The 12750-nt window shown below is 66.2% G+C and carries 9 protein-coding genes; 3 read left to right on the forward strand and 6 right to left on the reverse strand.

Annotated elements, in window-relative coordinates; translation table 11 throughout:
* Positions 1-20: 20 nt before the first annotated feature.
* From U1839_RS05275 to dapA, 6 genes are all read right to left on the reverse strand, one after another.
* Positions 21-2420, reverse strand: coding sequence for a hybrid sensor histidine kinase/response regulator (locus U1839_RS05275; RefSeq protein ID WP_332802606.1), 2400 nt, complete (start codon positions 2418-2420; stop codon positions 21-23).
* A 90-nt stretch (positions 2421-2510) separates the two neighbouring features.
* Positions 2511-4574 carry a M13 family metallopeptidase gene (locus tag U1839_RS05280; RefSeq protein WP_332802607.1) on the reverse strand — a complete coding sequence of 688 codons (2064 nt, stop codon included), beginning with the start codon at positions 4572-4574 and terminating at the stop codon, positions 2511-2513.
* Between the two features lie 25 nt (positions 4575-4599).
* Positions 4600-6624 carry a M13 family metallopeptidase gene (locus U1839_RS05285; RefSeq protein ID WP_332802608.1) on the reverse strand — a complete coding sequence of 675 codons (2025 nt, stop codon included), beginning with the start codon at positions 6622-6624 and terminating at the stop codon, positions 4600-4602.
* A 54-nt stretch (positions 6625-6678) separates the two neighbouring features.
* Positions 6679-7254, reverse strand: a complete 576-nt coding sequence (locus U1839_RS05290) for a DUF2062 domain-containing protein (protein WP_332802609.1) — start codon at positions 7252-7254, stop codon at positions 6679-6681.
* Positions 7241-7723, reverse strand: coding sequence for an SsrA-binding protein SmpB (gene smpB / locus U1839_RS05295; protein ID WP_332802610.1), 483 nt, complete (start codon positions 7721-7723; stop codon positions 7241-7243). Before smpB ends, U1839_RS05290 begins: the two co-directional genes overlap by 14 nt.
* 72 nt (positions 7724-7795) lie before the next feature.
* Positions 7796-8680: a 4-hydroxy-tetrahydrodipicolinate synthase gene (dapA, locus tag U1839_RS05300; RefSeq protein WP_332802611.1), complete on the reverse strand. Its 885-nt coding sequence runs from the start codon at positions 8678-8680 to the stop codon at positions 7796-7798.
* 89 nt (positions 8681-8769) lie between these two features.
* Here dapA and U1839_RS05305 point away from each other — a divergent pair, with 89 nt between their 5' ends.
* The 3 genes from U1839_RS05305 to U1839_RS05315 all read left to right on the forward strand — a co-directional run bounded on the left by U1839_RS05305 (position 8770) and on the right by U1839_RS05315 (position 12383).
* Complete coding sequence (locus U1839_RS05305) at positions 8770-10761, forward strand: lytic transglycosylase domain-containing protein (protein WP_332802612.1); 1992 nt, start codon at positions 8770-8772, stop codon at positions 10759-10761.
* A gap of 396 nt (positions 10762-11157) precedes the next feature.
* Positions 11158-11646: a transcription elongation factor GreB gene (greB, locus tag U1839_RS05310; RefSeq protein ID WP_332802613.1), complete on the forward strand. Its 489-nt coding sequence runs from the start codon at positions 11158-11160 to the stop codon at positions 11644-11646.
* Entirely contained in the window at positions 11646-12383 is a 738-nt protein-coding gene (locus tag U1839_RS05315) for an NYN domain-containing protein (protein WP_332802614.1), read from the forward strand. The genes greB and U1839_RS05315 overlap by 1 nt, the downstream gene beginning before the upstream one ends.
* Positions 12384-12750 lie beyond the last annotated feature (367 nt).

The following is a 12750-nucleotide window of genomic DNA, read 5'->3' on the forward strand; positions in this document are numbered from 1 at the left end:
GGCTTTACCGCGCCGCCAGTTCATTTCGCGGCCAGCACCCGTTGCGTCGCCTCGGCAAGTTCCTGGACCGAAAAGGGCTTGGCGAGGAAGGCGACATTATCGAGGTCGATCGACTTGCGCAGCTGCTCCTCGGCATAGCCCGACATGAACAGGATCGGCAGGTCAGGATAGCGCGACCGGACGTGTCGCACCATCGTCGGCCCGTCCATCAGCGGCATCACCACGTCGGAGATCAGCAGGTCCGGCTTTTCGCAGCGTGCGAGCAGTTCGAGCGCCGCTTCGCCATGCTCTGCCGTCAGCACGGTATAGCCTTGCCGGCTCAGCGCCCGCTCGGCGACGGCACGGACCATGTCCTCGTCCTCGACCAGCAGGATCGTGCCCGAGCCCCACAGGTCGGGCGGCTTGTCGTCGCGCCTGATCGGCGTGACGACCTTGGTCGGCGACGGTGCCGGCGCGCTATGGACCGGCAGATAGATGGTGAAGGTCGTCCCCTGCCCCAGTTTCGAATCGGCGAAGATGTAGCCGCCCGATTGCTTGACGATGCCGTAAACCGTCGACAGCCCGAGCCCGGTACCTTTGCCGACTTCCTTGGTGGTGAAGAAGGGCTCGAAGATCTTGGGCAGGATGTCGGGCGGAATGCCTCCGCCGGTATCCGCCACCTCGAGCGCGATATAGTCGGCGATCGGCATGATGTCCGACCCCATCCGGCGCACCTCGTCGGCGGCGACCGCAAAGGTATTGATCGACAGCTTGCCGCCGCCGCGCGGGTCACTGGCGAGAATCGCGTCGCGCGCATTGACCGCAAGGTTGACGACGACCTGTTCGAGCTGCCCGGGATCGGCGCGGACCGGTCCGAGATTGCGGCCATGCTTGACGGTCAACGCCACCGTCTCGCCGAGCAGCCGCTTGAGCAGGTTCGACACTTCGGAAATGACGTCGGGCAGTTGCAGCACCTGCGGCCGCAGCGTCTGCTGGCGCGAAAAGGCGAGCAGCTGGCGCGTCAGGCTCGCCGCGCGGTTCGAATTGGCGCGGATCTGCTGGATGTCGTCATAGTCGCTATCGCCGGGCGAGTGCCGCATCAGCATCAGGTCGCAATGCCCGATGATCGCGGTGAGGATATTGTTGAAATCGTGCGCCACGCCGCCGGCGAGCTGGCCGACCGCCTGCATCTTGGTCGCCTGCGCCACCTCGCGCTTGAGCCGGCTCTCCTCGCTATTGTCCTTGAGGCTGAGCAGCACCGAGGCTTCGCCCAGCCCGCGAGCGCCGGCGATCGACATCGCGACGGGTTCGTCGGGATGGTCCTTCAGCCGCACCGCGAGATCGGTCGAATGCGTCGCGCCGCCGGCAAAGCGGCGGATCGCATCGGCCACCACCGCCTTGTCCTCGCGCACCACCAGGTCGCCGGGATAGAGCGGCGGCGATGCCGGATCGACCTGGGCGGCGCGCACGAACGCGTCGTTCATCTGCAGGAAGCGCCCATCGTCGCCGACCAGCGCCATGCCGAACGGCATCAGCGAGACGAGGCTGCGGACATGCGCGGTGATGCTCGCACCGATCGCCGGGGTCTCATTCTCCTCCTCGTCGAGCAGCGCGATCAGCATCGGGACGCCGTCGCCCTCGAGAAACGGGATCTGCAGCACGCGCAACGTCGTGCCGCCGAGCCCCTCGCGCTCGAAGCGCACCTGGCCATGGCTGTCGGTGATCAGGAAACGGGCGAAATCGCGCCCGGTGATCGCGCCTTCCTCATGGCCCATCGCGCGCGCGCGCAGCACGCGGTTCGCGGCACAGACCCGGCCGTCGGAATCGATCAGCGCGGTCATGATGCCCGCCGACGCCAACCGGTCGCCGATCGCGCCGGCGATCAAGCCCTCGACATCGCTGGCAAGGTCGAGCCCCTGCGCGCCGCCGAAGCGCCACACCAGCATGTCCTCGGCGTCGCCGGCGCGCGTCACCTCGACCGACAACGGCGTGCCACGCGAGACCAGCCGGGCGACGCGCGCCATGCCGTCACGCCACGCCGCGCGCCCCGCCGCACCGAGCAGAGAGGCGTCGGCGTCGCCGATCGGCAGCGCCGGCGGGGTGGGAAAGCCGCCGAACAGCGCCTCATAGCGGTCGTTGGCGCAGACCAGGCGGCCGGCGCGGTCGGTCACCGCCAGCGCATCGCCGGAGCCCGCCGCCAGCGCGCGCGCCACGCTCCAGTCGGGCTCGGCTGCAGCGCGCGCGGCTGGCGGAAACAGCCGCCGCGCGACGATCAAAGCGCCGCCAACCACCAGCCCGGTCGCGAGGAACGCGGCGGCCACCGGCAGACTACGCAGCACGCCGAGGACGATCAGCGCGGCAGCGATTCCGCAGCCGCCGGCGATCAGCGCGGCGCCGCGCGCCGGCGACGGGGAAGGAGAAGAGGCGGGAACACTGGCCATCGCCTTGTCATGGCCGCCTTGGCGATGGGGTCAAGCGGGAAAGGGGCAGAATGCGCCGATGGCGCGCCCTGCCCCTTCCGCCTCGTGCGCCTACCAGATGCGCACGCGGTCCGCCGGGGCGAGATACAGTTTCTGCCCCGGCCTGGCGCCGAACGCGGTATACCATGGCGCCATGTTACGCACGATCCAGGTGCGCTGCTCGCTCGGCGAATGCGGATCGGTGAGCAGGCGATTGCGCAGGTTCGCCTCGCGATAGTTACGTCGCCAGACCTGCGCCCAGCCGAGATAGAAGCGCTGGTCGCCGGTCATGCCGCCGATCACCGGCGCCGGGCGACCGCCGAGCGAACGGTGATAGGCATCATAGGCCGCGCTGAGACCGGCAAGGTCCGCGCTGTTCTCGCCCAAAGTCAGCGCACCCTTGACGTGCATCCCCGGCAGCGGCTCGTATTTATCATATTCGGCAACGAGATCGCCGCTCAGCTTTTTGAATTTCGCCACATCCGCGTCGGTCCACCACTGCGTCAGCTTGCCGTGAAGGTCGAACTTGCTGCCCTGGTCGTCGAAATGATGGCTCATCTCATGGCCGATCACCGCGCCGATCCCGCCATAATTGACTGCGGGGTCGGCGTTGGGATCGAAAAAGGGCGGCTGCAGGATCGCGGCCGGGAAGGTGATCGCGACCAGCGTGGGATTGGCCTGGGCGTTAACCGTCATCGGGGTCATGCCCCATTCCCAGCGATAGACCGGCTTGCCGAGCTTGGCGCGGTTGTAATCATAGGCCCATTTGTTGGCGCGCAGCTCGTTGCCGAGCGCGTCGCCGGGCACGATCCTGAGTGTGGCATAGTCGCGCCACTGCGACGGATAGCCGATGCGCGGGGTGAAGGCGGCGAGCTTGGCATGCGCCTTGACCTTGGTCGCCGGTGCCATCCAGTCGAGCTTTTCGATCCGTACGTTCATCGCCGCGATGATGTTCTTGACCAGCAGGTCGGCCGCCGCCTTGGTCGCGGGCGGAAAATAATGCGCGACATAGACCTTTGACACGTCGTCGGTCAGCGCCCCGCTGGTGAACTGCACCGCGCGCTTCCAGCGCTCCTGCTGCTGTGGCGTACCCGACAGCACGGTACCGTAGAAGTGGAACTGTTCGGCATCGAACGCCTTGGGCAGCACGTCGGCATAGGCGTCGAGCGCGCGGACGATCAACTGGTCCTTGAGCACGCGCAGCGGTGTCGATCCGATCAGCGCGGCGATGCCGGTGATCGCGCTTGGCTGGCCGACGATCAGGCTCTCGCCGGGCAGGCCGTTGGCGCGGAAATAGGTCGCGAAATCGAAGCCAGGCGCCGCCTTTTGCAGGTCGGCGAGCGACATGCGGTTATAGGTCTTGTCGGCGTCGCGGCTCTCGATCCGCGTCCAGCTCGCCTTGGCGATCCCGGTCTCGAACGCGACCAGCGCCGCAGCACGCGCCTCGCTGTCGGCTTCGCCCGCCAGGCTCAGCATCTTGGCGACATGCGCCTGATACGCTTCCTTCGCCGCCGCAAGCTTGGGATCGGCGCTGAGATAATAATCGCGGTCGGGCATGCCGAGCCCCGATTGCCGCAGCCCGACGGTATAGGCATCGGGATTCTTGGCGTCGGAGGTTACCCCGGTGCCGAATGGCCCGCCGATTCCGGCGCGTGCCGTGAGCGCCAGCACCGCGGCATATTCGCCCGGCGTATTGCGCGATTCGATCCATGCCAGCATCGGCTTGATCGGGGCGAGGCCCTTGCTCTCGATCGTCGCGGTATCGAGATAGGTGGTATAGGCCTGGCCGATCTTCGACGCCGGATCCTTGCCCGCTGCCTCGAGCAGCCCGCGCGTGCGCTGGTCGGACAGGTCCTGCAGCACCTCGAACGCGCCGAAATTGGACTTGTCGGCCGGGATCGGCGTGTTCTTGCTCCACGTGCCATTGGCGAAGGCATAGAAGTCGTCGCCGGGCGCGACCGACCGGTCCATGCCCGCCTCGTCGAACCCGAAGGTGCCGAATTGCGGTTTTCCCTTCGCCGCTGGTGCCGCCGGCGCCGCCGCGTGCGCGGCGGGCTGGCGGGCGATCGCACCGCCGGCGATAACAGCGGCGAGCGCGCCGGCCGAGGCCAGCGCAAGAAGGTGCGACGTCTTCATGGTCATTCTCCTGAACGCGAAACGCTTACCAGACATGCACCCGATCGGCCGGGGCGAGATACATCTTGTTGCCCGGCTTGACCCCGAAGGCGTCGTACCATGCATCGACGTTGCGCACTTCCATGGTGCGGAACGGGCCCGGTGAATGCTCGTTCGAAATCACCTGCGAGCGCAGCGCCGGCTCGCGGAACTTGATCCGCCAGACCTGCGAATAGCCGAGATAGAAGCGCTGGTCACCGGTCCAGCCATGGATCACCGGCGCCGGCTTGCCGTTCAGCGAGCGGAGATAGGCGTCGCGCGACACCGCGAGGCCGGCGAGATCGGCCATGTTCTCGCCCAACGTCAGCCCGCCCTTGATGTGCAGGCCCGGCAGCGGCTCATAGGCGTCATATTGCTTGACCAGCTTATCGGTCATCGCAGTGAAACGCGACACGTCCTGCGCGGTCCACCATTCGGCGAGCTTGCCGGTCGGATCGTATTTGCGGCCCTGGTCGTCGAAATGGTGGCTCAGTTCGTGGCCGATGACCACGCCGATGCCGCCATAATTGACCGCCGGATCGGCCTTGGCGTCGAAGAAGGGCGGCTGGAGGATGGCCGCCGGAAAGACGATCTCGTTCATCGTCGGATTGGCATAAGCGTTCACCGTCATCGGGGTCATACCCCATTCGGTGCGGTCGATCGGCTTGCCGAGCTTGGCGAGCCCGCGCTGATATTCGAACGCATTGGCGCGTGCGATATTGGCGACGAGATCGTCGCGCGTGACGGTCAGTGCGCTATAGTCGCGCCATTTCGACGGATAGCCGATCTTGGGCATGAAGGCGGCGAGCTTGGCATGCGCCTTGACCTTGGTCTCGGGCGCCATCCAGGTCAGCTTGTCGATCCGCGCGCCCATCGCCGCAATGATGTTCTTGACCAGCTGGTCGGCGGCCGCCTTCGACTCCGGCGGAAAATATTTCGCGACATATTGCTGGCCGACCGCCTCGCCCATCGCGCCACTGACCGTGCCGACGGCGCGCTTCCAGCGCACCGGCTGCTGCGGCGCACCGCTCAGCACCGTGCCGTAAAAGGCAAAATTGGCGTCGTTGATCGGCTTGGCGAGATAACCGGCATAGGAGCGCAGGATCTTGAGGATCATATAATCCTTGAGCACACCGATCGGCGCGTCGGCGAACGCCTTGGCCTCGCCGCTGAGCGCGCTGGGCATGCCGACGAGATAGCTCGGCTGGTTCGCCGTGCCGCCCGCCGTCATGAAGATCTTCCACGGGAAGCCCGGCGCCTTGGCTTCGAAATCGGCGGCCGTCCATTTGTTGTAGGTCTTGTCGGCATCGCGCGACGCGATCCGATCCCAATGTGCCTCGGCCAGGCTCTTCTCAAAGGCAAACACGGCTGCCGCGCGTGCCGGCGCGTTATCGAGCCCGGCAAGGCCGAGCATCTGTGCCTGATAGGCCTGGTATTTTGCCCGCGTGTCGGCGAGCTTGGGATCGTCCTTCAGATAATAATCGCGGTCGGGCAGACCAATGCCCGACTGATACAGCCCGACAATGTAGTGATCGGGCGCCTTGTCGTCCTGACCGACCCCCATGCCGAACAGGCCGCCGACCCCATGGCGCTGCAACGAGGCCATCTTGCCTGCGAGCGCCGTCTTGTCGCCGATCGCGCTGATCGCGTCGATCCACGGCTTGACCGGGGTTATCCCCTTGGCGTTGACCGCCGCCTCGTCCATGAAGCTGGCATAGAAATCGCCGATCTTGTTGCCCGGCGTCTGCTGCGCCAGCTCAAGGATCGTGCGCGTCTGCTCGAGCGAACGATCCGCCAGCGCGTTGAACATGCCATAGGTCGCCTTGTCGGCGGGAATTTCGGTGCGTGCCTCCCAGGCGCCGCCGGCATATTTGCCGAAATCGTCGCCCGGCGCCGTGCTGTTGTCGATGCCGGCTTCATCAAAACCGAAGCTACCGATGTCGGGTCCGCTCGCGGGCGGGGTCTGGGCGAAGGTCAGTCCGCCGATCGCAGTGGCGGCGAGCAGGGTGACGGCAAGAATCGAGCGACGCATGGGGATTCCTTCTGACGGGAGAACCCAGCTGTTCTATCCGAATGACACGCTTCGTCAATTTCCCGTTTTGACATGCCGCCGGCGCCATTTGCGCGCGATCTTGAGCCGCCAGATCAGACCGGTGGCGAAATAGCTGATGATCGACATGGTCACCGCGATCACCGTCAGCCCGACGATCGCCGCCGCCGATCCCTGCGCCAGCCAGTGCAGCCAGCCGACATGGGCATGCACATTGGTCGCGATCGGCGCACCGGGGAGTTGCCGGTCGACGCGCAAGATCCAGTTGCCGACCTTCACCCCGGCCGCGAGCAGCGGGAGAAACGTCACCGGATTGTTGATCAGCGTGGTCCCCACGGCAACCGGGACATTGGCGCGCAGCGGCAGCGCGAGCACGGCCGCGAGCGCCATGTGCGCGAACGGAAACAGGATGCCGGCCAGCACGCCGAGCGCGACGCCGCGCGGCACCGAGCGCCGGTTGAATCGCCACAGCGACGGCACGAGGATGCGATGCGCCACCGGCCGCAGAAAGCGATTGGCTTCTATCGACTGGTGGGTCGGAATGTGGTGCTTGATCCAGTTGATCGCACGTCCCGCAGGTCCGACCGGCTCGCCCGGATCAGCCACGATCACGCATCAGTCTCCCTTGTTCGCGCTTCCAGTCACGCGCCTTGATCGTGTCGCGCTTGTCATGTTCCTTCTTGCCCTTGGCCAGCGCCAGTTCGACCTTGGCACGCCCGCGCGCGTTGAAATAGATCGACAGCGGCACGAGCGTCATGCCCTGGCGCGCCACCGCGCCGTGCATCTTGTTGATCTCGCGCTCGTGCAGCAGCAATTTCCGCGGCCGCTTGGGCTCGTGATTGTAGCGATTGCCGTGGCTGAACTCGGGCAGGTTGGAATTGATCAGCCAGACCTGGCCACCCTTCACTTCGGCATAACTCTCGGCGATCGACCCCTCGCCGAAGCGCAGGCTCTTCACTTCGGTACCGGTCAAGGCAATGCCCGCCTCGAACACCGTGTCGATGAAGTAATCGAACTTGGCGCGCCGGTTCTCGGCGACGATCTTGGTCTTTTCGAAGACTGCGGGTTTGGGACGTGCCATGGCGGTGGCGATGTAGGCGCGCCGGACACGGAAGGGAAGCTGCCCAACGGGGGGCCGGAAGGAATTCCCCGCTCAGCCTGCGAGCCCGGCCTGCAACAAGCCCTCATCGACCGCCGCGCGGCTCGCCTCGCCCGGCCACGTCATCGGCAGGCGCAGGTGTGGCGGGAAATCCGGGCGCACGCGAGTCAACGCATATTTGATCGGCCCCGGCGAGGCGTCGGTGAACAAGGCGGTGTGGAGGGCGAACAGGCGGTCCTGAAGCACCAGCGCCGCAGCATAATCTGACGCCGCGCACGCCGCCTGGAATGCCGCGCAAAGCTTCGGCGCGACATTGGCGGTGACCGAAATGCACCCGGTGCCGCCCATCGCGTTGAACGCCAGCGCCATGTCGTCATTGCCCGACAGCTGGACGAAATCCGCGCCGGCCGCCGCGCGCTGCGCCGAGACGCGCGCGATCGCACCCGTCGCATCCTTCAGCCCGACGATGCTCGGAAAAGCGTGCGCCAGGCGGCCGATCGTCTCGACCGCGATGTCGGTGACGGTGCGGCCAGGAACGTTATAGAGCACGATCGGCAGGTCGCAGGCGCCGACCACCGCCTCGAAATGCCGAAAGATGCCTTCCTGGTTGGGGCGGTTGTAATAAGGCGGCACCATCAGCGCGGCATCGGCACCCGATGCCTTTGCCGCCCGGATATTGGCGATGGCGACGCGCGTATCGTTCGAGCCGGCGCCGGCAATGACGGGCACCCGCCCGCGCGTCTGGTCGACGCAGACGCGGACGACGTGAAAATGCTCCTCCGCGCTCAGCGTCGCCGCCTCGCCGGTGGTTCCGCACGGCACCAGCGCAGCCGATCCTTCGGCGATCTGCCACTCGACCAGATCGCGAAAGGCGGCTTCGGCAAAGGCGCCATCGGCGTCGAACGGCGTAACAAGCGCCGGGATCGATCCGGAAAACATGGTGAATGTGCTCCTGTGGGACGCCGAAACCGGCGAATTTTGCGATATTCCGGGGCGACAGATAGGTGCGACTGGCCTATCCTGTCCACATGATGACGTCCTTGATCAAGACGGGGATGCTGTTCGCGGGGGTGTCGGGGCTCGCGATCGGTTCGGGAGCCGGGCAGGATCAGCTCGGCTGGGGTCGCGCGACGCAGATATTGAGCGGGGATTCGGCGAGCACAGCCGCCTTGTCCGCAACCATCACCGAATGGAAATCGCTGCAGGCGGCGAGCGGGCTGCCGTTCGAGAGCTATGCCCGCTTCCTGATTGCGCATCCCGGCTGGCCGGGCGAGATGGCGCTGCGCCGCGCCGCCGAAAAGGCGCTGGACGCGGGCAATTGGTCACCCAGCACCGCCGTCAGCTTTTTCCGCCGCTTCCCGCCGATGAGCAACGCGTCGAAGGCGCGCTTCGCCCAGGCACTGGCATCGACGGGGATGCGCGACGAGGCCGCGCTCGCGGCGCACATGGCGTGGGTCTCGGGTGCGCTGCCGCCGGCCGAGGAAAGCGCGATCCTGACGGGTTTCGCGTCGACGCTCGGCCAGGCCGATCACGATGCGCGGATGGACATGCTGTTGTGGCAGGGCGCCACCACGGCGGCCCAGCGCCAGCTCGCACTGACCAGCCCGGCGCGTCGCGCGCTGTTCGAGGCGCGGCTCGCCTTCCGCACCAACGCGCCCGACGCCAATGAGCGTTTCGCCGCGACGCAGGCGCTGGGGGCGAACGACGCCGGCTATGTCGCGGATCGCGCGGCCTATCTGCGCAACGATGGCAACGCGCCGGCAGTCCGCGCCTGGCTTGCCCAACCACGCAGCTTCACCACCCCACCGGCGGATCCGGGCATCTGGATCGACTTGCTGTGGAACAATGCCCGCGGCGCGGTCGCCGATGCACAATATGCCACCGCGTTCGATATCGCGCGCAACGTCGAAAGCGCCTACCCGGCCGGCACCGACATCGGCACCCGCCCCTATGGCGAGCGCGACGACTATACCAACCTCGTCTGGCTCGCCGGGCAGACCGCGCTCAAGCAACTCGCGCGCGCCAACGAGGCGTCGGCGATGTTCCTGCGCTATGCGGGCGCGTCGCGCTCACCGGCGATCCAGTCCAAGGGGCTCTACTGGGCCGGGCGCGCCGCCGAGGCCGCCGGGCGTCGCGAACAGGCCAATGGCGATTATACCCGCGCCGCCGGCTTTCGTGACCTGTTCTACGGCCAACTCGCCATGGAGCGGCTCGGCGTGCCGTTGGCGCCACCGGGCGACCCCGTCGTGCGCCCGATCGAAGCACCGGTCCGCGCCGCCTTCTACGGTCGCGAAACCGTCCGCGCCGCGCAATATCTAGGCACGCTCGCCAACTGGCAGGACCAGACCGCCTTCGTCCGTCAGATCGCCGCCGACGCCAAGAGCGACAGCGACCATGTCCTTGCCGACGAATTGTCGCGCACGCTCGGCCGACCCGATCTCGGCGTGATGGTCGGACGCAGCGCGCTGCAGAACGGCCTCAGCGACTATTCGACGCTCGGCTTCCCCAGCGTGCGCATCCCCGCGGCCGCCAATGACAGCTGGACGATCGTCCACGCCATCGCGCGGCAGGAGAGCCAGTTCGACCGCGCCGCGATCAGCCATGCCGGGGCGCGCGGGCTGATGCAGTTGATGCCGGGCACGGCGCGCGACACCGCGACCAAATTGGGCATGAGCTACGACATGTCGGCGCTGACCAACGACACCGACTATAACATCACGCTCGGCTCGACCTATTTTCAGCGCGTCTACAACCAGTTCGGCAGCTATCCCTTGGCCGTCGCGGCGTACAATGCCGGGCCGGGCAATGTGAATAAATGGCTCGCCGCGCATGGCGACCCGCGCCAGGGCAGCGCCGACATCGTCGAGTGGATCGAGGCGATCCCGCTCTACGAGACGCGCAATTATGTCCAGCGCGTGCTCGAAAACGCCGTGGTCTACGACCTGATGAACCCGCAACACGCCCGCTCGACCGGCAGCGCGCGGCTCAGCTGGTATCTCGGCAAGGGCCGTCCGGGCTGACACCGGCCCGACGCTGCCAGTTACCGGCACAGTCCAGCGTGATTCAATTACGGCGCGATTTGGCCAGGGTGCGGCTGTGGCGCGCAGTCGGAAATCGCCCACACGCGGTTCTTTGACATGGTGGATCCGAAGAAAAATGGCGATGCCAGACGCTGGTTCCCCCCTGCCGGCTTCCCGCCTCTCCCCTGCTTAGCGCGCAATTCTACCCTGCTTTTTCGAGCAGGGTAGATCGACGATAAATAGCTGATTATTATAAGTTAAATTTCCCAACAAATCGGCAAGAAATGCGGTCGGGTGTGGATCGCGAGCGGCGCGTCTAAAGAATCTTGCGGGCCGTCGCGAACGGCATGCTGCCGCGACCTCCCCTTGATGCCCAAAGCGGGTTAGGATTGGGCGATGGATCAGCGACCCAACTACATTACGCCGGCCGGCTATTCTGCCCTCAGCGCCGAGTACGCCGTACTGCTCGGGGAAGAACGGCCCAAGCTGGTCGAGGTAATCTCCTGGGCGGCGGGCAATGGCGACCGTTCCGAGAATGGCGACTATATCTACGGTCGCAAACGCCTGCGCGAGATCGACCGGCGGCTCGGCTTTCTCGCCCGGCGAATGAAGGCGGCGCAGGTGATCGACCCCGCCGCGCAACCCGACCGCAGCCGAATCTGGTTCGGCGCCACGGTCACGATCGCCGACCAGGACGACAATGAGCGCATCCTCACGCTGATCGGCGACGACGAGACCGATGCCGGCGCCGGCCGCATCGGATGGAGCGCGCCGCTCGCCCGCGCGTTACGCGGTGCAGCCGTTGGTGATACCCGGCGGGTTGCGCTTCCCGTCGGGGAGCGCGAATACGAGGTCCTGTCGATTTCCTATCCTGAAAGAATCTAATGCCCGAAACCCCGACGCGCAATATCGCGCTCCTGATCGATGCCGACAACGCCTCGTGGCACGCGCTCGATCCGGTGCTGACGGTGCTGGCAGAACTCGGCACGGTCAACATCCGCCGCGTCTATGGCAACTGGTCGAAGCCGGGGCTCAAGGGCTGGAAGGACATGACGGTCAAGCACGGCATCGAGCCGCAGCAGCAGTTCGACCTGACCAAGGGCAAGAACGCGACCGACATGAAGATGACGATCGACGCGATGGACCTGCTGTTCCGCGGCCGCGTCGAGGGCTTCGGCATCATGTCGTCGGACTGCGACTTCATGCCGCTGGCGATGCGTATCCGCCAGGACGGCCTGCCGGTCTATGGCTTTGGCGAGGACAAGACGCCCGAGGGTTTCAAACAGGCTTGCACGCGCTTCATCGACGTCGACGCGCTGATGCGCAGCGACGACCTGATCGAGCCGACACAGATCCCGCCGGCGATCGGCAGCCGCACGCCGCCCGCCGGCGAGGTCGGCGCCGAACTGCTCAAGCTCCTGCTCGACGCCTACAAGGCCGCGCGGCGCGACGAGAAGGGTTATGTCAGCCTGTCCGAAATGGGCCAGATCGCCGCCAACCGCTCGAGCTTCGACGCGCGCAACTACGGCTTCAACCATCTCTCCGACATGATCCAGGCGGTGCCGAACTTCGCGACCGAGCGCCGCGCCGACGGGCGGCTGTTCGTCAAGCGGCTGCGGTGAGAACAAGCCCGGCGAAGTAACTGAAATCGGGTTATCCGATTTCCGCAACAGCTGACGCCGAACGCTGCAGCACCTGCGGCGGAAGACACCCCGCGCCCCTCGCCTGCCCGTCATCACGCGCTACGCTGCTTTCGGGGCCGGGCGGCTCCGGGTAAGGCGGGAGTGATACCAGCGGGCGAAAGGACTGACTCTGCGGGGATTCCCAAGAGGTTGATTTTCTGATTCGATGCGGAAGTGTTGGATTGGAGGCGGAGATGTCTGGGATCACGATTACGCGACTGGATATGACGGCGGCTGACCTTCGCCAGGCATCGGGTCGAGCGAAGAGCGCCCGGGCGGCGCGGCGGATATTGGCGCTGGCGTTGGT

Source organism: Parasphingomonas halimpatiens (assembly GCF_036663795.1).
Taxonomy (GTDB): Bacteria; Pseudomonadota; Alphaproteobacteria; order Sphingomonadales; family Sphingomonadaceae; genus Sphingomonas.